The organism is Myxococcales bacterium, assembly GCA_016712525.1.
In the GTDB taxonomy this organism is placed as follows: domain Bacteria; phylum Myxococcota_A; class Polyangia; order Polyangiales; family Polyangiaceae; genus JAAFHV01.
This window is the reverse complement of record JADJQX010000007.1, coordinates 2,476,335-2,500,090: the sequence shown is the minus strand read 5'-3', so window position 1 is coordinate 2,500,090 and position 23,756 is coordinate 2,476,335. Positions and strand designations below refer to the sequence as shown.

Annotated in this window: 22 protein-coding genes; 15 read left to right on the top strand and 7 right to left on the bottom strand. The window is 70.4% G+C overall.

All coding sequences use genetic code 11. The features are described from left to right. Positions 1–34: 34 nt before the first annotated feature. From IPK71_27615 to IPK71_27595, 5 genes are read left to right on the top strand one after another with little or no spacing between them, the layout of a single operon-like run. The gene (locus tag IPK71_27615) at positions 35–724 is read left to right on the top strand and encodes a hypothetical protein (GenBank protein ID MBK8217513.1); all 690 of its coding nucleotides are present in this window, start codon (positions 35–37) and stop codon (positions 722–724) included. Then, a complete protein-coding gene (locus IPK71_27610) occupies positions 725–1,831 on the top strand; it encodes a hypothetical protein (GenBank protein MBK8217512.1) in 1,107 nt (368 codons plus the stop codon). It abuts the gene before it with no gap. Further along, the gene (locus IPK71_27605) at positions 1,828–3,087 is read left to right on the top strand and encodes a glutathionylspermidine synthase family protein (GenBank protein ID MBK8217511.1); all 1,260 of its coding nucleotides are present in this window, start codon (positions 1,828–1,830) and stop codon (positions 3,085–3,087) included. Before IPK71_27610 ends, IPK71_27605 begins: the two co-directional genes overlap by 4 nt. Next, positions 3,084–4,094 (top strand): hypothetical protein, encoded by a 1,011-nt coding sequence (locus tag IPK71_27600; protein MBK8217510.1) that lies wholly within the window; start codon positions 3,084–3,086, stop codon positions 4,092–4,094. The genes IPK71_27605 and IPK71_27600 overlap by 4 nt, the downstream gene beginning before the upstream one ends. After that, entirely contained in the window at positions 4,091–5,125 is a 1,035-nt protein-coding gene (locus tag IPK71_27595) for a hypothetical protein (protein MBK8217509.1), read from the top strand. The genes IPK71_27600 and IPK71_27595 overlap by 4 nt, the downstream gene beginning before the upstream one ends. On the opposite strand, the gene IPK71_27590 is transcribed toward IPK71_27595, so the two are convergent. Further along, positions 5,025–6,560 carry a proline--tRNA ligase gene (locus IPK71_27590; GenBank protein ID MBK8217508.1) on the bottom strand — a complete coding sequence of 512 codons (1,536 nt, stop codon included), beginning with the start codon at positions 6,558–6,560 and terminating at the stop codon, positions 5,025–5,027. The genes IPK71_27595 and IPK71_27590 overlap by 101 nt on opposite strands. A gap of 108 nt (positions 6,561–6,668) precedes the next feature. Between IPK71_27590 and IPK71_27585 the strand changes: the two genes are divergently transcribed. From IPK71_27585 to IPK71_27570, 4 genes are all read left to right on the top strand, one after another. After that, positions 6,669–8,435: a mechanosensitive ion channel gene (locus tag IPK71_27585; GenBank protein ID MBK8217507.1), complete on the top strand. Its 1,767-nt coding sequence runs from the start codon at positions 6,669–6,671 to the stop codon at positions 8,433–8,435. A gap of 25 nt (positions 8,436–8,460) precedes the next feature. Next, the gene (locus IPK71_27580; GenBank protein ID MBK8217506.1) at positions 8,461–9,654 is read left to right on the top strand and encodes a hypothetical protein; all 1,194 of its coding nucleotides are present in this window, start codon (positions 8,461–8,463) and stop codon (positions 9,652–9,654) included. Continuing rightward, complete coding sequence (locus IPK71_27575) at positions 9,651–11,012, top strand: cation:proton antiporter (GenBank protein MBK8217505.1); 1,362 nt, start codon at positions 9,651–9,653, stop codon at positions 11,010–11,012. The genes IPK71_27580 and IPK71_27575 overlap by 4 nt, the downstream gene beginning before the upstream one ends. Positions 11,013–11,255: 243 nt before the next feature. Beyond that, positions 11,256–11,624, top strand: a complete 369-nt coding sequence (locus tag IPK71_27570; protein MBK8217504.1) for an RNA-binding protein — start codon at positions 11,256–11,258, stop codon at positions 11,622–11,624. Positions 11,625–11,710: 86 nt separating this feature from the next. On the opposite strand, the gene IPK71_27565 is transcribed toward IPK71_27570, so the two are convergent. After that, positions 11,711–12,007: a hypothetical protein gene (locus IPK71_27565; protein MBK8217503.1), complete on the bottom strand. Its 297-nt coding sequence runs from the start codon at positions 12,005–12,007 to the stop codon at positions 11,711–11,713. Further along, a complete protein-coding gene (locus IPK71_27560; protein MBK8217502.1) occupies positions 12,004–13,212 on the bottom strand; it encodes a hypothetical protein in 1,209 nt (402 codons plus the stop codon). Before IPK71_27560 ends, IPK71_27565 begins: the two co-directional genes overlap by 4 nt. A gap of 150 nt (positions 13,213–13,362) precedes the next feature. Here IPK71_27560 and IPK71_27555 point away from each other — a divergent pair, with 150 nt between their 5' ends. From IPK71_27555 to IPK71_27535, 5 genes are all read left to right on the top strand, one after another. After that, complete coding sequence (locus IPK71_27555; protein ID MBK8217501.1) at positions 13,363–14,412, top strand: agmatinase family protein; 1,050 nt, start codon at positions 13,363–13,365, stop codon at positions 14,410–14,412. A gap of 505 nt (positions 14,413–14,917) precedes the next feature. After that, positions 14,918–16,981, top strand: coding sequence for a M3 family metallopeptidase (locus IPK71_27550; GenBank protein ID MBK8217500.1), 2,064 nt, complete (start codon positions 14,918–14,920; stop codon positions 16,979–16,981). Positions 16,982–17,116: 135 nt separating this feature from the next. Further along, positions 17,117–17,668, top strand: coding sequence for a hypothetical protein (locus IPK71_27545; protein ID MBK8217499.1), 552 nt, complete (start codon positions 17,117–17,119; stop codon positions 17,666–17,668). Positions 17,669–18,012: 344 nt separating this feature from the next. Continuing rightward, positions 18,013–19,254, top strand: a complete 1,242-nt coding sequence (locus IPK71_27540; GenBank protein MBK8217498.1) for a right-handed parallel beta-helix repeat-containing protein — start codon at positions 18,013–18,015, stop codon at positions 19,252–19,254. A 418-nt stretch (positions 19,255–19,672) separates the two neighbouring features. Continuing rightward, positions 19,673–20,149: a hypothetical protein gene (locus IPK71_27535; protein ID MBK8217497.1), complete on the top strand. Its 477-nt coding sequence runs from the start codon at positions 19,673–19,675 to the stop codon at positions 20,147–20,149. Between the two features lie 92 nt (positions 20,150–20,241). Here IPK71_27535 and IPK71_27530 read toward each other — a convergent pair whose 3' ends face one another. Both IPK71_27530 and IPK71_27525 read right to left on the bottom strand, forming a co-directional pair. Beyond that, a complete protein-coding gene (locus IPK71_27530) occupies positions 20,242–20,451 on the bottom strand; it encodes a hypothetical protein (protein ID MBK8217496.1) in 210 nt (69 codons plus the stop codon). Between the two features lie 85 nt (positions 20,452–20,536). Next, positions 20,537–21,277: an AAA family ATPase gene (locus IPK71_27525; protein ID MBK8217495.1), complete on the bottom strand. Its 741-nt coding sequence runs from the start codon at positions 21,275–21,277 to the stop codon at positions 20,537–20,539. A gap of 206 nt (positions 21,278–21,483) precedes the next feature. Between IPK71_27525 and IPK71_27520 the strand changes: the two genes are divergently transcribed. Then, positions 21,484–22,512 carry a formamidopyrimidine-DNA glycosylase gene (locus tag IPK71_27520; GenBank protein ID MBK8217494.1) on the top strand — a complete coding sequence of 343 codons (1,029 nt, stop codon included), beginning with the start codon at positions 21,484–21,486 and terminating at the stop codon, positions 22,510–22,512. On the opposite strand, the gene IPK71_27515 is transcribed toward IPK71_27520, so the two are convergent. Both IPK71_27515 and IPK71_27510 read right to left on the bottom strand, forming a co-directional pair. Further along, complete coding sequence (locus IPK71_27515; protein MBK8217493.1) at positions 22,448–22,786, bottom strand: hypothetical protein; 339 nt, start codon at positions 22,784–22,786, stop codon at positions 22,448–22,450. The genes IPK71_27520 and IPK71_27515 overlap by 65 nt on opposite strands. 22 nt (positions 22,787–22,808) lie before the next feature. Next, positions 22,809–23,756, bottom strand: coding sequence for a hypothetical protein (locus IPK71_27510; GenBank protein MBK8217492.1), 948 nt, complete (start codon positions 23,754–23,756; stop codon positions 22,809–22,811).

Below are 23,756 nucleotides of genomic sequence, written 5' to 3'. Positions count from 1 at the left end.
CTCCCTCTCTCCAAGTATCTTACACGTTTGTAGGATGGGTTCGGGCACGTCACGATCGTTCGCTCTCGGCGCCCTCGTCGCCGGAGCGGTCGTGACGCTCTCGGCGAAGGCCGAGGCCGCCTCCAATTCGGGCGGCACCGGGGCCGAGATCCGCTTCGGGACCACGTTCTCCGTCACGCGCGCGACGCCGTCGCTCTCCCTCGTCGACCCCGTCGACCTCTCGTCGCGCACGATCGCGCGCGGCGACCTCGCCACCGCCGGTGGTTTTCGCTCGGTCGGCGCCTTCTCCGACTTCGCCTTCGTCGTGTGGCCGCGCCTCTCCATCCCGGTCATCGGCCTCGGGATCTCGCTCCCCGTCGGCGAGCACGCGCCCATCCGCTCGTCGGTCGACGGCTCCATCGCCGAGGTGCAGCCGTTCCGTATGTTCGCGGTCGACGTGCTCGGCCCGGGCATCGGCGTCCGCTCGATCGTACGGCGCTACTTCTTCGAGGCGCTCGTGCGCACGAGCCTCCTCTACATGGGCGGAAAGGCCCAGATCGCCGCGGGCTCCGAGCTCGTCGACGTGCCCGTGCACGGGGTCGCCCTCGGAGTGCGGGCGGAGCTTTCGGCCTGCCGAAGGCTCGATCCCGAGTCGCGCGTGTGCCTCACGCTCGCGCCGCGCCTCTTCGAGGTGGTCCCGGCGTCGGGCCTCTCCGTCGGTCTCTCTTGGACGTGGGGTAGATAGATGCAAACTGCACAATGGACCTCCGAACGACGTGCGGCGCGCCTCCTCTCGGGCGTCGCCATCGTGCTCGCGTCGCTCGCGCCGGGCTGCATGGAGCGAGGCGAAGAGCCCATCGACGCCGTCGGCCTCGCGTCCGGCACGCCGCTGCCGCGCCGCGAGGGCACCGTGCTCGTCGACGGCTGCTCCCTCGACCCGTGGCAAGACACGACCCTCGCGCTCCCCGCGACCCGCGTCGTGGTGAGCGAGGTGCTCTTTTTGTGCCTCGTCCCCCGCGACGACGGCACCCTCGGCCCGGCCGACGCCTTCGCCCGTGAGCGCCTCGCGTTCGCCGTGGGAGAGGTCAAGAAGCGCGGCTACCGGGCGTCGCTCGGCGTCGCCTTCACGGACGAGACCGGCACCCGGTACGACGGCGCGCGCATCGCCCGCCTCGTGTCGAGCCCCACGTTCCGCGAGGGCATGATCGCCTCCCTCGAAGAGGTCGCGAAGGGCGCCGACGCCGTCGATCTCGATCTCCAGAACGCGCCGACCTCGTCGCGCGCCGACGTGACCACCCTCGTGGCCGCCGTCTCGAAGAAGCTCCGCCCGTCGGGCAAAAAGCTCGGTGTCATGCTCCCTCCGTCCGTGTCCGACCCGAGCGATCTCCCCGGCGGCGAGGCCTTCGATCGCCGCGCGCTCGCTCCGTACGTCGACAGGTTCCGCGTGATGACGCTCGACTACTCCGAGTCGGGCGGGCCCACGATCGACACGGGCTGGGCGGTCGACGCCGTGCGCCTCGCGCGAACTTCCGGAGCCCCGTGTTTCGTGTCCGTGCCCCTCTACGGGGTCGACTTCGGGCCTCGCGGCGCACGTGGCATAAGCGTGCTCGAGGCGCGTGGGCTCGCGAGCACGTACGGGGCCTCGCCTCGGCGCTCCGCCACCACCACGCTCACGTTCTCCTACGTGTCGCAGGGCGAGGCGCACGAGGTCTGGTTCGACGACGCCGAGTCCACCGGGGCCATGCTCGGCGCGTTCGCCGGCGCGCTCCCGCCCGAGGTCGGCGTCCTCTACTACGGCTTCGGGGCCGAGGATCCGCGGCTCTTCGAGACCATCGCCGAGCGCACACGATGATCGCCGTCCGCGCGCTCCCCCTCTCCGATCCGCTCACGTCCCCGGAGCTTTGGCACGCGCTCCGGCACGAGCACTTCGTGTGGGACGCCTACGTCGCCGGCGAGCGCCGCGTCGATGTCCACCCGCTCGTGCTCTCGCCCGAAGCCCACGCCGACGCCCTCGCCGCCGTGCGCACGACCCTCTGCGCCCTCGCCCACACGAAGGCCCTCGCGTTCGGCTCCGACAGCGAGCTCGGCACCTACGGCCTCGCCCCGACGGCCGCGCGCCTCGCCCGCGCCTCCTACGCCGCCAACGACGCGACCTCGCTCTCTCGCATCGACCTCCTCCTCGGCGAGGACGGCCGCTTTCGACCCTGCGAAATCAACGCCGACTGCCCGGGGGGCCTCAACGAAGCCGACGGGCTCCCCGCGCTCCTCGGCCGCGCCGGCTTCCCCGGGTCCACGTTCGTCTCCCGCGTGGTCGACGCCCTCGCCGACAAGCTCGTCGCGCTCTCCGGCGGACGAGGCTCTCCGCGCGGCATGATCGCCCTCGCGCTCGCCACCGCGTACTCCGAAGACCTCCAGATCGCGGCCCTCGTCGAGCGCACCGTGCGCCAGAAGGGTGGCGTGTGCGAGCGTGTGTCGCCCACGCAGCTCGGCGTCCGAGAGGGCACGTGCTTCGTCGGGCAGCACCCGGTGAGCGTGCTCTACCGCTACTTCCCCACGGAGCACTTCGCCGAGCTCCCGGTGGCCGAGGCGCTCGCCTCGGTCGTTGCGCGAGGCGCCCTCCGCACGGTGTCGTCGTTCGCCGACATGGTCGCGCAGTCCAAGGTGTCGTTCGCGCGCATCCACGCTCACCTGAACGCGCTGCCTCCCGAGCTCGCGAAGGCCGTCGCCTCACGCATCCCGGAGACTCGCCTCGCGTCGCGCGCTCCCCACGTGGCGCACGAACGCTCCGGGTGGGTGGTGAAGCGCGCGCTCGGCCGCGTGGGCGACGAGGTCTTCGTAGGCCCGCTCGAGACCGACGAAGACTGGACCCGCCTCTGCCTCGGCGCGTCCGACGCCTCGGCCTCGGGCGATCCGTGGATCGTGCAACGGTTCGTCCCCCAACGGGCCATCCAGACCCCGTGGGGGCCCAGGTACTTGACGCTCGGCGCGTACACCATGGACAACGAAATGTTGGGTTATTTCGCGCGATTGTCTCCCATCGTGCACACCTCGCACGACGCCCTCGTGGTGCCCGTGGTCGTCCGCTCCGAGCGCGCGGGGCTCTCGTGAAGGCGCGCCTCACCCGTGGCCTCGTGCCCCTCGTCGCGCTCGCCACCGCGTGCCACCTCCGCCCGTTCACGCCGTCGGTCTCGGTGGCCTTCACGGCCCAAGAGGTCCCCCTCGCGAAGCGGATCCAGGTCCCCACGACGCGCGAGGTCGCGGCGCGCTGGGAGCTGTCCCCGCAAGATCCGTGGGTGCGCTACGAGAAGAGCACGTTGATCTCGTCCCTCGACGCCATGGGCGGCTCCGCCGAGCTCCCCGACGTGACCGAGCTCGACGTGGTCTACGACGCGACGCGCGCCGCGCAGCGCCTCGGTCAGGTGGGCCTGCCCTCGAACACGCTCTGGATCGTCGACATGCGCGGCGCCGCGTCGGTCGCCTTCGGCTCGGCTCTCCCGAGGTACACGAAGGCGCCCATCGCGCCCGTGCTCACGTTCGGCAATTGGCCCGCCGAGACCGGCCTCGTTCCCGCCGAAGAGACGCTCGCGGCCCTCGTCCTGTTCGGTCCCCCGAGCCCCCCTCGCGACACGCCCGGCGGTCATCCCGTCTTCCTGCTCGACTCGTGGCGCCTCGCCTACCGCGACGACGATCCGGGAGACGCCTACGACAACCGCTACATGATCCAGCCCCACGAGATGCCCAGCGCCGAGGTGCTGCGCGAGCGTGGCATCACCCGCGTCGTCTACTTGGTCGAGAGCTTCGACGACACCGAGGGCGAAGAAGACGATCTCCACCCCATCCTCCGCGCGTGGCAGGCGTCCGGCGTGGGCATCCACTTCGTCGATCTCCCCTGGCTCCTCGACCTCTCGCCGGACACCGATTGGGCGACGACACTGGTCTCGCTCCGTCACGTCGTCGAGTCGCGGGTGGTCCTCCAAGACGACCCGCACTTCTACGCCCGCGCGCGCGGCGGCTTCGGCTTCGCGTATGGGCACCCGATCTTGTTCCCCGGGGGCTTCTCGCGGGGCAGGGGAGGGTACGGCGGCTCGGGCCCCTCGGGAGGCTCGGGCGGGTGAGCCGCGCGTTCGCGTTCGCCCTCGGCGTCGCAGGCGCGCTCGTCGTGAGCCTCGCCTCGCGCGAAGCTCGTGCCGACAAGCCCTGGGCCCCGTGCAAAGGGTGCCTCGTCGTCGAGCCATCGTCCGACGCGGGCCCGGCGCCGCTGCTCGTCACGCTCCACGGCGACATCGATCACGCCGACACCACCGCCGCGCCTTGGATCCCTGCCATCCGCGCGCGCGGGTGGGCGCTCCTCGGCATCGAGTGCCCGGTCGCGGAGGGGTGCGACAAAGGCAGCTTCTGGCGTTGGAACGGCCCGGTCGACTGGCTCGTGCGTCAGATCGCAGCGGTGCGCGCGCGCTTCCCCGTCGATGGCGCGAGGGTCTACGTCTCCGGCTGGTCCGGCGGCGCCTCGTACCTCGGATGGCACGCCAAAGAGATCTCGCAGCACGTCGCCGGCATCGTCATCCATGGCGGCGGCGTGGCCCCTCCCCAGGGCACGTGCGCTCCCGTGACGCCGCCCGTCTACTTCCTCGTCGGCGACCAGAACCCGCTGCACGGCATGGCCAAGAGCCTCCGCACGTACTTCGAGGGCTGTGGCCACCTTGTCACGTGGGATCTCCTCCCACGCGCCGGGCATCTCCAAGAGCTCGCGGCCCTCGATCGTGCCCGCGCCGATCGCATCCTCGACGCCCTCGATCGCCGCGCCCCGCAGGCCCTCGAGGTCCCCGTCGACGCCGGCCGAACGTCGACCGAATCCGCCGTGGATGCGGGCACTTACGCCCCGGTGCCTTCGGTCGTGCGCGAGCCCTCGCCGGCCGTTCGCCCACCCGAGCCCAAGGTCGCGCCCTCGTCGCGCGGCTGCGCCACGAACGGCGAAGGCCACGAGACACCGTGGTCTCTCGTGGCCTTCTCGTGCGCGCTCGTCGCCGTGAGCCGTGGAAAGCGGCTCAGTAGCTCTTCGCCCACACCACGCGCTTCGCGCTCGGCTTCCCCGAGAACGGGCACGTGCCGGGCTCGCCGCCGTCGAGCGGGATGCAGCGCACTGTGACGCCGAGATCGTCCTTGATCTGCTTCTCGATGGCGACGTCGCCCGAGAAGTGCGTCATGGCGAACCCGCCGTGGATGGGCGTCGGGTCGTTCGGATCTTTCGTCTTCGGGGCGGCGAAGTACGCGTAAAACTCCTCTTTCGTGTCGATCTCGCGGGTGTGCTCGGCGCGGAACGCCTTGGCCCGCGCGAGCAGCGCGTCGTGGATCTCGTCGAGCAGGGCGCCCACGTTCGCCACCATCTCGCCGCGCCCGAGCGACACCTTGTCCTTCGTGCCTTTGTCGCGGCGCGCGAGGAAGACCGAGTCCTTCTCCATGTCCCGCGGCCCTACCTCGAGGCGCAAGGGCACGCCCTTCTTGACCCACTGCCACACCTTGTCGCCGCCGCGGAGATCGCGGTCGTCGAGCTCGACGCGCACGGGAGCCCCCATGTACGTCTGCGCGCGCAGCTCCTTCGCGAGGCTCTCGCAGTACGCGAGCACACGCTCGCGGTCCTCGGCCTTGTGCGTGACCGGCAAGATGACGACGTGCGAGGGCGCGAGCCTCGGCGGGCACACCATGCCGTCGTCGTCCGAGTGGGTCATGATCATGGCGCCGACGAGCCGCGTCGACACACCCCAGCTCGTGGTCCACGCGAGCTGCTGCGTGCCCTGCGCGTCCAAGAACTGGATGTTCGAGGCCTTGGCGAAGTTCTGACCGAGGAAGTGCGAGGTGCCCGCCTGGAGCGCCTTGCGGTCTTGCATCATGGCCTCGATGCAGAACGTCTGGAGCGCGCCGGGGAAGCGCTCGCCCGCCGTCTTCTCGCCGCGGATCACCGGGAGCGCCATGTAACGCTCGGCGAAATCGGCATACACATCGAGCATTTGCATCGTCTCGCGCACGGCGTCCTCGGACGTGGCGTGCGCCGTGTGCCCCTCTTGCCAGAGGAACTCGGCGGTCCGAAGGAAGAGGCGCGTGCGCATCTCCCACCGCACCACGTTCGCCCACTGGTTGATGAGCAGCGGGAGATCCCGGTAGCTCTGCACCCAGCGTGAGAACGTCTCTCCGATGATAGTCTCGGACGTGGGGCGAACGACGAGCGGCTCCTCGAGCTCACCCGCCGGCACGAGCTTCCCGTCCTTCGCCTCGAGCCTGTGGTGCGTCACGACGGCGCACTCTTTAGCGAAGCCCTCGACGTGCTCGGCCTCTTTCTCGAGGAACGAGAGCGGGATGAAGAGCGGGAAGTACGCGTTCTTGTGGCCGGTCTCTTTGAAGCGCCCGTCGAGCACGCGCTGGATGTTCTCCCAGAGCGCGTAGCCCCACGGCTTGATGACCATGCACCCACGGACGGGTGACGTCTCGGCGAGATCGGCGGCCTTCACCACCTGCAGGTACCACTCGGGGTAGTTCTCGGCGCGCGTGGGGGAAATGGCGGTCTTCGGCTGCTTGTCGTTCGACATTCTGGCTCGGTGCTACTCGAGTCGCCCGGCCTCGCCAAGTGCGAAAGCCCGGGCTCGGGCGCCGACGGGGTAGGGCGCGGGGCGGACGTCGTGTACCCTACGGGGGCCATGCGAACGCCTTGCGCACGGTGGGTTCGGGGCGTCCTCGCGGTCGCCGCGGTGGTCCTCTCGCTCTTCGTCCCGTTCTGGGCCGCCCTCGCGGCGCCCGGCGCGGCCGACGCAGGCCACGTCGCGGCCCCGTCGATCGACGCGCGCGCCGACGTCGAAGCCGCCGCTCCCTCCCACGACGCGGCGCCTGATGCGGCGACCGACACGCCCCTCGACGCCACCGCGGCCGAGGTCCCCGTGCCTACCGTCGAGGTGCGTCCGCCGCCCCCGCCCCCGCCCCCGCCGCCTCCGGTCGACGCCGAAGCGCCTCGTGACGCCCCCGCGGCCGCTTCGCCCTCGTCTACCGCCCCCGCCACCGCCACCGCCGAGAACCCCCCGGCCCAGGGCGCGTACGTGCGCCTGCGGGACAAAAAGCTCTTCGCCGTGCGCACGGGCCGCGGCGGAATCACGGCCGAGGATCGCGCGCGGAAGGCCAGCGCGGCCCTCGACGCGGCGTTCGAGAAGAACCTCGGAGGGGAGGTCACGGTCGACGAGAGCGAGCCTGGCGTCGCGGCCATCGTGCTCGACGGGACCCCCGTCATCCAGCTCACCCTCGACGACGCGCTCGCGGCGTCCGACACGTCGCTCTCCCTCCACGCCGCCTCCGTGGCGGAGACGGTGCGAACGGGCGTGCGCTCCGAGCGAACCCGGCACGACGTCGCCACCACGGTCTTCCATTGGTCGCTCGTGGTGCTGACGGGGCTCGTGGGCTTCTTGGTCCAACGCAGGCTGCGGCGGCTCCTGCGCGCCGGTCGGATCTGGCTCCGGCGTCACCCCGAGAAGGTGCGCGCGTTCCGGATCGGGCGCATCGACCTCGTGCGACCCACCGCGATCTTGGGCATCCTCCAGCTCTCGGCCGCGGCCCTCGATCGCGCCGTGCAGGCCACGGTGTTCTCCGTGTGGGTCGTGTTCTCGCTCTCCCTCTTCGAGCGTACGAAGCAGGCGAGCGCGACGCTCACGGGCTTCGTGGTGCTCCCACTGAAGGCGTTCGCGTCGCGGGTGGCCACGTCTCTCCCGAGCCTGGTCGCGGTGATCCTCGCGCTCGTCGCCACGTTCGTGGTGGTGCGGTTCGTGTCGCACGTCGAGCGCTCGGTCGAGCGAGGCGAGGCCGAATTGCCCGGTCTTTCCAAGGACTTGACCCGCCCGGTCCTCGTGCTCGTGCGGCTCTCGGTGGTGCTCTTCTCGCTCCTCGTGGGGGCGCCGGTCGTGCTCGGCTCCGACGACAGCGTGCTCTCTCGGTTGGGCCTCGCGCTCGTCGCGTCGCTCGCGCTCGCGTCGGCCCCGGTGCTCGCGTCGGCGGTGCTCGGGGTCGTCGCGCTCTTCGCGGGCAAGTACCACCCGGGCGAGTACGTCTCGTTCGACGGTCGCCAAGGCCGCGTCGTGCACGTTGGCTTGCTCGACCTCCGCCTGCGCGATGGGGAGGGCGCCGAGGTCCGCATCCCGCACCTCGTCGCGGCCGTCCGTGACGTGCGGGTGCTCGGTCCGTACAGGCTCGCCACGTTCGAGCTCGTGGTCGATCCGTCCTCGGATCTCGAGGAGGTGCGCCGCATCGTCGCCACGGCCGCCGAGAGCCGTCACGGCGCGCCGCGGGTGCGTCTCCTCGGGGTGCACGCGCGCGGCGCCCGGTTCGAGGTGGTGGCCCGCCGCGGCGACGACGAGAACGACGCGGCCACGGCGTGCGCCAAGGCCCTCCGCGACGCGGGCATCGCCCTCGGGCACGTCGCGTGATGCCCTGCCGAAGGAGCCGCGCGCGATGAGCGCCATCTCGGTCGTCATGGGGCTCTTGCTCCTCGCGTACCTCGAGAGCTTCGTGTTCGGTGGCAAGGGCGCGCTCGCCACGTCGTCGAACGTCGGGTGGATGGCGCTCGGCTTCGTGCTCGGGCCGTTCGCGCTCAACGTGGTGGGGGAGTCCCTCGTGGTCGCCGTGACGCCCATCACCACCATCGCGGCCGGATGGGTCGCGTTCGCCATCGGCGCGCGTGTCTTCGGCGCGAGCGGGCCTCGCGTCGGCTTCGCCGGTCACGCGGAGGTTCGTGGCCTCGGCTCCTCGGTCGTGGTCGCAGTCCTCGCCTTCGCCCTCGCGTGGGCCGTGTTCCCGTACCTCGCCGTGGGGCGCGTCCCCGAAGACCGCCACGTGCTCGCGCTCCTCGTCGCCGCGATCGCCTCCGGGGCCGACCGCGAGAGCGCCGCCGCCGGAAAGTCCCCACGGAGCTTCGTGACGCTCTCCCGCGTCGCGCGGGGCTCGGTCCTCGTGCCGGTCGCGCTCGCGTTCGCCGCGAGCGTCGCTCAAGGTGGCTCCCCACTCCGTTCGCTGCCCGTCCCGCTGGCGCTCGCGTTCGGCGGCGCGCTGGTCCTCGGCCCGCTCCTCGGAGGGCTCGGCGCGGTGCTCCTCGGCGAGGCGCCCGGTCCACGCGAGCTCTGGGGAACCCTCCTAGGGATCTCTGCGCTCGCCGTCGGGCTCTCGGATCGCTTCGGCGTGTCGGTCGTGGCGGTGCTCTTCGCGCTCGGGGCCACCCTCGCGACGGTCACGCGCCACCGCGAAGAGCTCGTGCGCGCCGTCGCCCCCACCGAGCGCGCCATGCTCCTCCCGCTCCTCGTCGTCATCGGGGTGCGCATCGACGTCTCCGAGGGCCTCGTGCTGGTCGGTCTCGCGGCCGGGCTCGGCGCCCTCCGGGTGGCCGCGCACGCCGGCCTCCTGTCGGGCCTCTGGGGGGCGAAAATGCGTTATGTTTCGGGGATTTCGTCCCTCTCGACCACCCCGCTCGTGGTGCTGATCGCGGCCGCCGCCGCCCCGGTCGCGACCGACGGACCTCGTAACGTCTTGCTGCCGTGTGCGTTCGTGCTCGCCGTGCTCGGAGAGGTCGCGTCGCCGCTCGCGCTCCGGGCCGTGCACAAGCTCGAGCCGGGCCTCGCCGCGCCCGTGCCCGACGAGGAGGTGCCGTCGTGAGCGCCCCTCGTCCCAAGGTCTCTCCGCGCCTCAGGTTCGCGCGCGCGGCGGGCCTCGTCCTCCTCTTCGGGCTCGCCTTCGTCGCCTCGCGCGCCGAGGGGGCAGGGAAGGGCGGCGAGGTGCTGCTCGCGCTCGGGCTCTTCGTGCTCGGGGGAACGCTCGCCGCCGAGCTGCTCGAGCCCTTGAAGGTCCCGCACCTCACGGGCTACCTCGCCGTCGGCGTGCTCGCGGGGCCGCACGTCCTTCGCCTCGTCGACCACGACACGGTCGAGGCGATGACCAAGCTGAACGCCCTCGCCCTGGCGCTCATCGCCTTCGCCGGCGGCGTCGAGCTGAAGCTCGATCTGCTGAAAAAAGGCCTGCGATCGCTCACCATCGTCACGCTCCTCCAGACGGGCATCGTCCTCTTCGGGATGGCCGGGGTCTTCGTGCTCGCGCGGCCGCTCATCCCCTTCGCGGCCGACATGCCCCCTGCGGCGCTGCTCGCCGTGGCGCTCCTTTGGGGCGTGCTCGCCATCACGCGGAGCCCCTCGGCTACCCTCGGTATCCTCTCGCAGACACGGGCCAAGGGGCCGCTCACGAGCTACACGCTCGCGTTCGTCATGACATCGGACGTGGTCGTCGTCGTCCTCTCGGCCCTCGTCATGACCCTCGCCAAATCGCTCACGTCCGAGGGCTCGGAGCTCACGCTCGCGGGGCTCCATCACCTCGGCTACGAGCTGCTCGGGTCGGTCGCGCTGGGAACGACCCTCGGCCTCGTCATGGTCCTATACCTCCGGTTCGTCGGCCAGAAGCTGCTCGTTGTGCTCGTGGCGCTCGGCTTCGGCTTCACCGAGATTCTCTCGTACCTCCGCCTCGAGCCGCTGCTCACCTTCTTGGTCGCCGGTTTCCTCGTGCAGAACCTCTCGTCGTACGGAGAGAAGCTCCTCCACGCGATCGAAGACATGGCGAGCGTGGTGTACGTGGTCTTCTTCGCGACCGCGGGCGCCCAGCTCGATCTGCCGCTCCTCCATCGCTACTGGGCCGTCGCGCTCCTGCTCTTCGGCTCTCGCTTCTTCCTCACCTGGGTGGCTTCCCGCCTCGCGAGCCGCCTCGCCGGTGATCCGCCAGCGGTTCGCACCTGGGGCTTCTCGGGGTTCTTGGCCCAGGCCGGGGTCACGTTCGCGGTGGCCGCAACGATCGAGCGAACCTTCCCCACGTTCGGCTCGGCCATGAGCTCTCTCGCCATCGCGACGGTCGCGATCGCGCAGGTCGCCGGCCCCGTGCTCTTCAAGATGGCCCTCGACGCCACGAAAGAGAGCGAGGCCTTCCGGACCGACCCGGGCCCGGCGTCGGCGTCAAGCCCGAAGTCTTCGTAAGGGGCGCACCCGTTGCGTGAAATTTCGCGGTTGGCGTGTGGTTTCGTTCCGAAAATCCGCTTGCACGGGCGCCTCGTAAGGTTAGACTAGCCAGCGTCACGGTCACGGTCGACGGCTCGCCTCTCGTCTTTCTCGGGTTGCGCGGATTCTCTTCGATACGGCGCGACACTCGGCCTCCGGTTCTCGGGGCCGAGGACTGAAACCCGCCCCCCAGGGGCAAGTAGAAAGAATCGAGACATCGCTATGGGCAACCGTCTTTACGTGGGGAACCTCTCCTTCAACTCCACGGCCGACAGCGTCCGCGCTGCTTTCTCCTCGTTCGGTGAGGTCACCGACGCCCACGTCGTGTCCGACCGCGAGACCGGCCGTTCGCGCGGCTTCGGCTTCGTGACGATGAGCACGCAGGCCGAGGCCCAGAAGGCCATTGCCGAGATGAACGGCGCCCTCCTCGATGGCCGCCCCCTCCGCGTCAACGAGGCCGAGGAGCGCCGCGGTGGTGGCGGCGGCGGTGGTGGTGGTGGCTTCGGCGGCGGTGGTGGCGGCGGTGGCCGTCGTGGCGGTGGCGGCGGTGGCCGTGACCGTGGCGGCGACCGCGGCGGCGATCGCTGGTGAGCCGACCGCTCCCCTAGGATTCCCCAAACCTACGACAGGCCCTGCTTCGTTCGCGAAGCGGGGCCTTCGTGCGTCTCGGCCCGCGTTCAGGGGTTTCGCGCGGGTGCCGAGCCCCCTCGAGCACGTCGCGCGCGCAGATCGTCCACCCACGCGAGCGCCGCGAGGCCGAGCCGCGCCGCGACCACGCCGGGTACGACGACGACCACGAGCACACGGAGCACCACCAGCGCGACGAGCCCGAGCAGCAACCCGAGGGGCACGTGATCGCCGGCGGCGAGCAGCGCATGCCCCACGCGCTCGTGGGCCGCGATGTGCGCCGCGCCCACGTAGGCCGTGACGAGGCCGAGCACCGAGAAGAGCTCCACGCGTCGGCTCGTCTTCATCGCGCACCTCCTTCGTCCGCGCTCGCGACCGTCGAGCCCCCGAAGCGGGCCGCCGTGAGCTCGGGAGCCACGGACTCGGGCGGTGGGGCCGTCAGCATCGCGAGCAGGATGGCGTCGCCGATCGGGCCTCCGGTCGTGTAGGTGCGTGTCCCGCTCGAGTCGACCGGCAACCCGAAGAGGTGCACGAGCGACACGAGCCCGCGGAACGTCTCGCGGTCCCCGTGCGCGCGCGCGGGCCCCACCGCGAAGCCGCTCGACGACACCCCGAGCCCGAAGAGCACGGGACCCGCGTCGATGTCGGGCGAGCCCGGGTGAGCCGCGGCGTGCTCCCGCATCGTGCCGAAGCCGGCGTATTCCTTGTAGAGTGCATTCTTCCCGGCCGTGTAGAGCGAGGCCGAGAGCTCGCGGTCCGCGAACGAGGTGAAGTACGCCGCGAGGAACGTCCCCGAGCCGCGGCCCACGTCGCGCGGGGCGCCGCTCGTGTCCACGATCTGAACGAGGAGGCCGTCGTCTTGGCGAACGAGGCGGTTCGTACGCTCACGGAACGCGAGGATCGTGGCTGCGTGCGGCGCGCCGGTCGCCCTCTGGTGAAGGCCCAGCGACCCGATCGCGCTCGCGTTGTCGACGGGGAACGTCGCGCTCGGGATAGTCTCGACGAAGCCTGGGGTCGCGCGGAAGCGCCGCTCGAGGGCCTCGCTCACCCGGTCGTTCAGGGCGGCGTAGCGGTTCCTCGGATCGAGCCGGCGCCTTAACCCCAAGACGAGGTTCAGATACCCGAGGTACGCCACGTGCCCGCGCGTGCCCGCGAGCGTCGCGTCGGCCAAAGGGTCCTCTCCCCAGGTGGTCGTGTCGTAGTCCTTCGCCTTCGCGCCCATCATCCCCTCGATGCAGCGATCCATGTCGGCCACGAGCTCGGGCTCCCGCTCGGGGTGGGCGAGGGCGAGCTGGCCGAACCCCATCCCGGCCATCATGTAGGTCCCGAAGAGCCACTCCGAGTCGAAGTGCGCCGAGCCCGTGCGGAACGGATGCGCGACGAGATCCTCCCCGGTCGTGTCCCGGAGGCCTCGCGCGAGCCGGTCCTGCACGGCGGTGTCTCCCTCGAAGTGTGCGTCGGCCTCCCACCCGGCGAGGCGGTGCGGAACGGTCATGACGGTCCCGGCGAAGAGGGGCAGGGCGACGAGGAGCTTTCGGAGGAACGGACCCATGAGAGGATCGTGCGCTTTTTCTCGGGGCTCGGCTCGCCCGCCACGGCCTCCGGCGGACCGCTCGCCCTCGGGGTGCGACCGCTCGTCTCGGGGGGCCCCGGATGACGTCTTCTCTTGTTCGCGCGGCACGTCCTTGCCACTGTGCGCGCCATGTCCTTCGACCCGAACGCGCCCGCGGCTCGTGACTCCGGCCTCTTCGGCCTCCCGTACACGCCCGCCGAGGCCAAGCTCTGGATCCTGCCCGTTCCTTGGGAGGCGACGACCTCGTACGGAGGCGGCACGTCCAAAGGCCCGGCCGCCATCCTCGAGGCGTCGAAGCAGGTCGACCTCTACGACCTCGACGTAGACCGCCCGTACCTCCCGGGCATCGTCATGCTCGAAGCCCCGACCGAGATCGCCATCTGGAACGAAGAGGGCAAAGCCTGCGCGAAGGCGATCATCGACAACGGCGGCGACGCGGGGGACGATCCCGAGCTCCTCGCTGCCCTCGCGCGTGTGAACGAGCTGTCGGTCAAGGTGAACCACGCCGTCTACGAGGCCTCGGCGAAGGTGCTCGCGGAGGGAAAAATCCTGGGTCTCGTCGGAGGTGACCACTCCGTCCCGCTCGGGGCCATCAAGGCCCTCGCCAAGGCCGGGCCGTCCTTCGGCGTGCTCCACGTCGACGCCCACTCCGACACCCGCGACGCGTACGAGGGGTTCGCCTACTCCCACGCCTCGATCATGCGGAACGTGCTCGAAGAGGTGCCCGAGGTCGAGAAGCTCGTGCAGATCGGCATCCGCGACATGTGCGAAGAAGAGGCCTTCTACTGCGAAACGAAGGGCGAACGAGTCCGCACCTTCACCGACCGCGCCGTGCAGCGCCGCAAGCTCCGCGGCGAGGCCTTCGCGCGCATCGCCGACGACGTGGTCGCTGCGCTCCCTTCGCGCGTCTGGATCTCGTTCGACGTGGACGGCCTCGATCCTCGCTACTGCCCTCACACGGGCACGCCCGTGCCCGGCGGCCTCGACCTCGCCGAGGTCGTCTACCTCATGGCCGAGGTCGTGCGTTCAGGCCGCACCATCGTCGGCTTCGATCTGAACGAGGTCGCTCCTGGGCCCGACGGCGACGAGTGGGACGCGAACGTGGGCGCGCGCCTCCTCTACAAGCTCGCGGGCTTCACGTTCGCGAGCCAGGGCCTCGCGAAGCTCTGCGAGGGGTAGAGGGCACCGGGGTGATGCGTCTGCCGTGCCCGTGCCGTGCCCTGCCCACGCCCAGGGTGCGGGGTCCGGATCGGACACCGGGCACCGGCCGAGAGGCGAGGGGAGAATCGGGGACGGCGTGCCGTGCTGCTGGCGTGGTGTCCGTTCGGACCTCCGGGCCACTGGGCCCGGACGCCGGGCACGGGCGAGAGGAGAGAGGAGAGGCGGGGACGAGCGGAGGCGGGAGGGACGCCGGGACGGAGCAGGGGGGCGAGAGGCGAGAGGAGAAACGGGGGACGGCGTTGTTGCGGCGGGTCCGTCGGACGCCGGGCACGGGCACGGGCACGGGCACGGGCACGGGCACGGGCGAGAGAAGAGGCGAGAGGAGAAACGGGGGACGGCGTTGTTGCGGTGGAGCCGTGGGACGCCGGGCACGGGCGAGAGAAGAGGCGAGAATCGGGAGATGGCCTTCTTGCGGGTCACGACGGCGCGGCGCCCCAAGCCATTTCTCGGGTATCGTGGGGCGATGACCCCGGCGAACCCGCTCCTCGCGATCTCGAAAAACCTCCCCTTCGACGCCGTGCGGCCCGAGCACGTCGGCCCCGCCGTCCAAGAGCTCATTCGAGGCTCGGCCGGGGCCCTCGACGCCATCGCCAAGGCCCACGCCGAGGGGCGGCTCTCCTACGAGACCACGATGGGCGCCCTCGACATGGCGACGAACGGCCTCGACTACGCCCTCGGGCTCGCGGGCCACCTCGAGGCCACGGTCGGTACGAAGGAGCTCCGTGAGGCCTACGCGGCCGTGCAAGGCGAGGTGAGCGAGCACTACAGCGGCATCGTCCTCTCCGAGCCGCTCTACGCCGCGCTCTCGGCCTACGCGGCCACGCCCGACGCCAAGGCGCTCACAGGGGGCCGCAAGCGCCTCCTCGAGAAGACCCTCGTCGATTTCGTGAAGAACGGCGTGAAGCTCGACGAGGCCGGAAAAAAGCGCCTCTCGCAGATCGATGTCCTCCTCGCCCAGAAGACGCTCACGTTCTCCCAAAATGTGGTCGACGCGACCACCTCGTTCACCCACCACGTCGAAGACGTCGCAGAGCTCGCGGGTGTGCCGGAGGGCGTCGTCGCGCACATGGCCGAAGCCGCGCGCGAGAAGGGCCTCACGGGCTACCTCGTCACGCTCCACGCCCCGGTCTACGTCCCCATCCTCACGTACGGCGAGAACCGCGCCCTCCGCGAGCGCCTCTACCGCGCGAACGTCACCCGCGCGCCCGAGAACCTCGAGCTTTGCCTCGAGATTTTGGCGCTCCGCCGCGAGAAGGCCACCCTGCTCGGCTTCCCCGATTTCGCCGAGCTCGTGCTCTCGGATCGCATGGCCAAGACGGGCGCGAAGGCCCAAGGCTTCGTCGACGATCTCCGCGCGCACCTCCTGCCCGCGTTCGCGCGCGAGAACGAGGAGCTCGAGGCCTTCGTCCGCGAGACGTTCGGCGAAGGCGCTCTCCCGCTCGCCCCGTGGGACGTCGCCTTCTATGCGGAGCGCCTCCGCAAGAAGCGCTACGACTTCGACGACGAGGCTCTCCGCCCGTACTTCCCGCTCGACCGCGTCATGGCGGGGCTCTTCGGGATCGTGACGGCGCTCTACGGCGTCACCATCGCCCCATGGACGAACGACGAGCCCGGCGGTGGGCCGCGCCCGTGGCACGCCGACGTGCTCTCGTACGTCGTCCGTGACGCCGACGGCACCCGCATCGGCGCGTTCTACGTGGACCTCTTCCCGCGCGCCGAGAAGCGCGACGGCGCGTGGATGGGAGGCATGCTCGACAGGCTCCCGGGCACGCCGCACGAGGGAGAGAACGTGGCCGTCATCGTCGGCAACATGACCCCACCCGGCCCCGGCAAGAAGGTGGCGCTCCTCACGCACCGCGAAGTGCAGACGGTCTTCCACGAGATGGGGCACCTCCTCCACCACGTGCTCTCCACCGTGAAGGAGCGTGGCCTCGCGGGCACGCGCGTGCTCGCCGACTTCGTCGAGCTCCCGAGCATGATCACCGAGAACTTCGCCTGGGAGAACGAGGGCCTCGCGCTCTTCGCGAAGCACGTCGACACCGGCGAGCGCATCCCCCAAGAGACGCTCGAGCGCATGCGCGCGGCCCGCACCTTCCGCGCCGCCAACATGCTCATGCGCCAGCTCGGCTTCTCCACGGTCGATCTCCGCATGCACCGCGAGGCGCTCCCCGCGACGCCCGAAGAGCTCCGTGTCTTCGCGCGGGCTGCGTTCGCGCCCTTCTCGCCCGTCGAGCTCCCCGCGGACTACGCCATGATCGCCTCGTTCTCGCACCTCTTCGGGAGCCCCTACGGGTACGCCGCGGGCTACTACTCGTACCAGTGGGCCGAGGTGCTCGACGCCGACGCGTTCTCGCGGTTCAAGGCGGCGGGCGTGCTCTCGCCCGAGGTGGGGCGCGCGTTCCGTGAGACCGTGCTCTCGCGCGGCGACGAGGCCCCCCCGGAGGAGCTCTACCGCGCGTTCCTCGGGCGCGAGCCGAAGGTCGACGCGCTGCTCGCGCGCATGGGCCTCCTCACCTCGACGACGTGAGCCAAGCTCCCGTAGGAACATAACTTTCCCGCGTCATTCGAAGAACGCACGCGCCGGAACTTCTCGGCGCGTCGGGCCACTCTCGGCCCGTGGGTCGACGCGCGTTGGGCGCGCACCCACGACGAGGAGGTCGCCATGGGAATGATCGATACGGGGTCGCGCGGGAAGCGTCGCAGCGTCGACTCGGAGCTCAACTTGGTGCCGATGATCGACCTCTTGGTCGTGACCATCGCGTTCCTGCTCCTCACGCAGACCCTCTCGAGCCTCGGTCGGCTCGACGCCACCTCGTCGACGTCCGGGCCCGTCGGCTGCGGCGAGCCCAGCACGGGTCGCAAGCTCGTCGTCGACGCGCGCCGCGAAGGGTCGTTCGTGCTCACGTGGAAAGAGGGCGAGAACGTGGTCCGCTCGCTCGAGGTGCCCAAACACCCCAAAGTGGCGCGGGACGGCGCGGGCACGAAGGTCGCCTACCCCGAGCTCGAGAAGGCCCTCGCCGACGAGCACAAAACGTTCGGCCTCCACAGAGACGCGCACGACCTCAAGACCGACCCGCTCGTCCTCCGCACCCCGAACGATCTGCCCTTCGCCTCCCTCGTCGGCATGCTCGACGCTTCGGCTTCCGTTCGCCGCGAGGGCACGAAGCTCGCCGCCGCACCGGCCGCGTTCAACGTCACGTTCGCGGTGGACTGAGCGCCCACGGATCGCGCGACGCACTCTCGTGGCATGACATCCGTGTCTCGTTGGCGTGCGGTGTGCCGCACACGCCGTGCGGGTACCACTGTGAATAACCAAGCGATATCGGATATTTGGCGAGCCGGTGGGGCATGGCACGGGCCCTGCTCAAGAGAGGAGGCGACCGTCCTCGCGGCGGTCTCTTCCTTCCTTCTCGCTAGCTTACCGTCGCTTGGCTTGGTCTCGTCGAAGCCGCCGCCCGCGCGCCCCGGAGCTCGTCCTCCACGGTCGCGCGGGCGCGTCTTTTTCCGGTCCGTCGATGCACGAGGGAAGAAAGGGGGCACGCGCTCGTACGAACGGGCATGCGACTTCCTCGGCTTCCTCGCAGCTCCTTCGCCGCCCTCGCGCTCGTCACGTCCCTCGGGGCGATCGGCGTCGCGTGCGCCACCTCGCCCACCGATCGTCCGGCCGTGGACGACACGCTCCCCGACGGCGCCCCCGCGACGCTGCCCGACGGCGCCCCCGCGACGTTGCCCGACGGCGCCCCCGCGACGCTCCCTGACGGCGCCCCCGCGACGCTCCCCGACGGCGCCCCCGTCCCGCTGCCCGACGCCTCGACCGACGGCGCGGTCCTCGCCGACGGCGCCGTGGTCCCGACGAACCGCGTCTCGTGCGGCGGCACGTTCTGCCGCGGCGACCAAGCGTGTGTCTCGGGTCGCTGCGAGTTTTCGTGCACCGGCACGCAGGTCCCTGGCGACTACGCGACCCTCGCCAACGCCGTGAGCGCGCTGAACCCTACGGGCGGCACGATCTGCCTCAAGGCCGGCACCTTCTCGGAGAGCGTGTCGATCTCGGGCACGGCGGGCAAGACGCTCACGATCGTCGGCCTCAACTCCGCCACGACGAAGGTAAACACGATCACGGTCGGCACGGGCTACGACAGCGTCACCATCCGTGGCATCGACACGAGCCTCCGCGCGAGTGGTCGGTCCAAGCTCGACGCTACCGCGATCGCCGGAGAAGTGTACGCGCAGTCGAACGGCCCGCAGGAGATCCGCATCGATGGCGCGAACCTCGGCGGCACCGCGGCTAGCCCCAAGAGCTACGGGCTCTACGTGTACCCCGGCTCGGGTGGAGGCGCGCCCAAGGTGACGCTGACCAACTCCTACATCCACGACACGAGCAACGGCGTCTACATCTACAACAACTATGGAAGCTCCGAGGTGAGCGTCGTCAACACGACCTTCGCCTCGAACGACATCGGGCTCAACTACGTGAGCGGCAGCTACCCGCTCACGCTCACCTACTCGAACAACATCTTCCTGAACCAGCGCACCTACGCCGTGAGCCTCGTGTCGACGGTGCAGAACCTCGTCCACGAGAACAACCTCCTCTTCGGCAACCAGAACAACTACTCGGGCACGGCCGCCGACGGCGCCGACTACCTCAAGGTCGACCCCATGCTCGACACCGGCGCGCCCCCCGAGCCGAGGCAGGGCTCCCCCGCCCGTCGCAGCTCGCTCGCGAGCCGAGCCCCCGCGGTCGACTTCTACGGCATCGCCCGTGGCGCCACGTCGGATCGCGGCTGCGTGCAGTCTCCCTGAGGGAGAGAGAGGGGTGCCCCCACCGCCGGGTGCTCGGCTCTTCACGAACGAGAGCGGAGAAAGGGGTGCCCCCACCGCCGGGTGCTCGGCCCTTCACGAACGAGAGCGGAGAAAGGGGTGCCCCCACCGCCGGGTGCTCGGCCTAACGGCCTGCGCGCCCGGCACCTCCCCCAAAATCCGTTCTCGGCTTTGCTTTCCTGCGCCCCGTCGCGTTCACTCGCTTGCGCAAAGCCTGCGAGCGGATAGGGGGAGGTGAAGAAGCCGCGGCGCGGCGTGGAGCCCCTCGCAAAAAAGCTTGCGGCGCGGCGCGTTCGAGCGAGGTCCGACAGGGCGCTACGGCGGACGAATGCTCGCCTCGCTCGGTCTCGCATTCGCTAGAGAACGCCGGTATGTTGGGGAGTGAAGGTCTCGGTCACCCGTGGACGCTATTATCTTCCTGGACATTGACGGTGTGCTGAACCGGTTGACGGACGCCCCCGCTCCAACCGCATCCTCGGAACTGTGGACACCGGAAGACATCGATCCCGTGGCCGTGCAGTCGTTGAATGGGCTTATCAGGCGCACTACGGCTCGCATCGTCATCTCGTCGTCGTGGCGGCTGCATCACTCCGTGCCCGAGCTCGTCTCTCTGCTCGATGGGCGAGGCCTTTCCGGCGAGATCGTAGGCGTGACTCCCAGAATGTCCGGCGAGCCTCGGGGCGTTGAAATCCGAACTTGGTTAGCGGCCAACGCACGCTCCGAAGCGGCCTTTGTGGTCCTCGACGATGAGGCGCCCTCTGCTGGTTTGCACAGCCACTGGGTCCGGACGGATCCCGCGGTCGGCCTTTCGGAAGACGACATCGACACGGCCGTCACGATCCTCTCCCTACCGAGCTCGCACCGAGCTGACCGCTGATCGCGCGCAGCCGAGCTCCGACAGGCGCTCCTTGGCCCGGGCTCCCCATTCTCCCCATACGAGGGGACCTTTTCGGCGGAGCGAAGCCAGGCTCAGTGCTGCGACTGGCATACGAAGCAGTCGCCCGTGGCGCACGGTTCCTTCGTGACGCAGGTGCCGAGCTTTCCGGGCGAGACCTCGCACGTCGCGCCGAACTTGGTGCACACCGCGCTCGGCGCGGGCTCGCTCCTCTTGTCCTTTTCCGCGGGCGGGCAGCCGAGAAGGAGCGACACCGCGGCGAGCGAGAGGAGGGAGCGTGCCATGTGCCGACCGTAGTCGAAATCGACGCGTCGTGTAGGGACGGGGCGACGGAACATGGTATTCGGCGCGCCCCCCGTTGCGATCCGTTCATTCGCCGTGGGAAAAGAGCCGCTCCAGGTACCGTTCCCGGTCTGCCAGGAAGGTCCGCGTGAGCGCCACATTTTCGACGTGGTCGTACGGCACCTCGGAGATGCCGCCTTCGTCCAAGCCGTAGATGATCGCGCCCGGGTACGAGAGCACGATCGGCGCGTGGGTCGCGATGATGAACTGCGAGCCCTCACGGAGGAGATCGCGCATGCGCACGAGCAGCGCGAGCTGGCGCGAGGCGGAGAGGGCGGCCTCCGGCTCGTCCAAGATGTAGAGCCCTTTGGGCCCGAAGCGGTGTTGGATCAACGCGAGGAACGACTCTCCGTGCGACTGCTCGTGGAGCGGAACGTCTCCGTACCCCTGCACCCCGAGCTCTTCGACCTGAGTCGCCACGTTGAAGAAGCTCTCTGCTCGGAGGAAGAACCCCACCTTCGGCTTCGCGATACGTGCGAGGCGAAGGCAGCGGTGAAGGGGAGACTCGCTCCGCCGCGTGGCAAATTGGAAGTTTGCCGTGCCGCCCTCCGCGTTGAACCCCGCCGCGACGGCGATCGCCTCGAGGATCGTCGATTTGCCCGAGCCGTTCTCGCCCACGAAGAACGTGACCGCCCCGAGCGCGAGCCCGTCGAGCGCCTTCACCGCCGGGATCGTGAAGGGGTATTCGTCCGGCCTCTCGATGCGCTCGCGCACGACGAGGACGTTCTTGATGAAGGGCGCTGGTCTGCGCGCAGGCAAGCTCGCCATCGGCCGAGCGTACGCGACCTCGAGCCCTCCGCACACGTGGAGACACGGACACGGGAGAGCGTCGCGCCGCGCTTGTGCGCGAGGTGCGCGCCGCTACGGGGACAACGCCGGCCAGGTTCGTCGCCCGGGCCCACGAGGCCTGCTGAGCCCGCGGCGTCACCCGCCCCAGCGGCCCGGCCCCACGCCATCCCCTATACTGCCCCCGCATGCCCGAGCTCCCCGACATCGAGCAATACCGCGAAGGCCTCGCGCGCCGCTTCACAGGCACCCCGCTCGAGGCCCTACGCCTCGCGAGCCCGTTCGTCCTCCGCACCTACTCCCCCAAGCCCGAAGCCCTCGTCGGCAAGAAGCTCCTCGGCGTCGAACGGCTCGGAAAGCGCCTCGTGCTCGCCTTCGAAGACGACCTCTTCCTCGTCGTCCACCTCATGATCGCCGGGCGCCTCCGGCTCCGCGAACATGGCGCCAAAGTTCCCGGAAAGATTGGTCTTTTGGCGATCGATTTCCCCTCTTCGACCCTCGTGCTCACCGAGGCGAGCACCCAGAAGCGCGCGAGTGTGCACGTGCTCTCGGGCCGTGAGGCGGTGCGCGTCATGGACCCCGGCGGGCTCGAGCCGCTCGTCATCGACCGCGACACGTTCGCGGCGAGGCTCGTCGAGGGCAACCACACGCTGAAGCGCGCGCTCACCGATCCGCGGCACTTCTCCGGCATCGGGAACGCGTACTCGGACGAGATCCTGTTCGAGGCGCGCCTCTCGCCCGTGAAGCTCGTCTCGCGCCTCACGCCGGACGAGATCACACGGCTCTACGAGGCCACCCAGAAGACGCTCTCCTCGTGGACCGAGCGCCTCGCGGCCGAGGCCGACGGCGCCTTCCCCGAGACGGTCACCGCCTTTCACCCCGGCATGGCCGTGCACGGAAAATACGGGCAGCCGTGCCCTCGCTGCCAAGGGCCCGTGCAGCGCATTCGGTACGCCAACAACGAGGCGAACTACTGCCCCGCCTGCCAAAACGAAGGGAAGCTCCTCGCCGATCGCGCCCTGTCGCGCCTGCTCGGTAAAGAGTGGCCGAAGACCCTCGAAGAGCTCGAGACCTACAAAGAAGCCCGGCGCGACGCCCCGAAGGAGGCCCCGAGCCCTGCGGCCCAAGTGGATGCTCCGGTTCCGCCCAAGGTCACGGGGGGCTCGCCGTCACGACGTCCGAGATCGTCTTCTTCTCGTCCGAAATCCGGATCTTGAGCGTGCCCACGGTGACGTCGGCGCCGTCGTTCCGGCACGCCATGTCCCGAACGACGCCCGGGTCCGCCTGGCAGGGTTTGCCGACCTCCGTGAGCGAAGCGCACGCCGGGCCCTTCTGCGTGAGCGCGTAGAGCCTGCGCGCGTGCCGCTTCTCCACGTCGGCGAGGGCGGGGCGCTTGCCGAGCACGTGGGCCGCGTACGCAAGGCCTGGGGTGCGCCCGGGGTGCCCGTCCGTGGCGACGTCGGCGGGGGCGCGCCCAAGCTCCTCCTTCACGGCCTTCTCGAGGGCCGCAGCGTCACAGAGAGGCTCTTTTTGCTCGGTGGTCTCGTTCGGGAGCACCGGGCCGCTCGGGCCGCAGCGCAGCGTCGACGCGCACGGATCCTCGCGCACGAGGGCATCGACCTTGGCGCAGTCGACGCCCCTCGCGGGCGATCGCGAGCAGCATGGCGTCGAGCAGAAGGCGCTTCTCCGGGTCGGGCTCGTCGAGCTTCCATGGCCGCGCGTCGAGGCCTTTGCACGCGAGCTTGCCCGCGCCCGCGTCCTTGCCGGCGAGGAACCTGAGGATGACGCTCGCCCCGTGGCTCCCCTCGGGCTCCTTCGCCCCGACGACCGGCGCGATCCGCTCGAAGAGGCGATCGGCAGGAACCCCCGCGAGATCGACCACCGCGATGGCGCGTGTCAGCACCTTCGGCGCGGTCTTTTTGGCGAGCAACGCGCCCTCGAGGCCCTTCCCGAGCTCGACGCGCTCGTCCGGCGAGAGGGTCGCGAGGCGTTTTTCCCAGGTCGGTCCCTCGTCCGAGGCGGCCCGCACGAGCACCTTGGCGAGCCCCGTCCGTCCCTTCGACGCACGCAGCGAGGCGAGGAGCGCGTCGCTCTCGGGCCCCTCGGCCACGAGCTTCCCGACGAGGCCCTCGAAGTCGAGCGCGGTCGCGAGCGCCGGGCCCTTGTGCACCTTGGGGCCGAGCCACACGAACGTGACCCACTTGCCGTCCACGGTCTTGAACGCGACCGAATCCGCGCCGTCCGTGTGCGAAAGCTCGATGCTCGTGCGCCCGGCCACCTCCTCCGGGGCGAGCCACGTGTCGGGCCACCCCGGGACCACGAGCTGCGCGCCGCCGTCCGCGCGGGGCACGAGCCGGGCCTCTCCGGCGCGCCCGAGCTCGGACTTTTGGCAACCCACGAGGGCCAACAACGTGCATGCTGCAAGGAACGGGGCGGTCGCTTCGGCGGGCTTTCGCGGCAT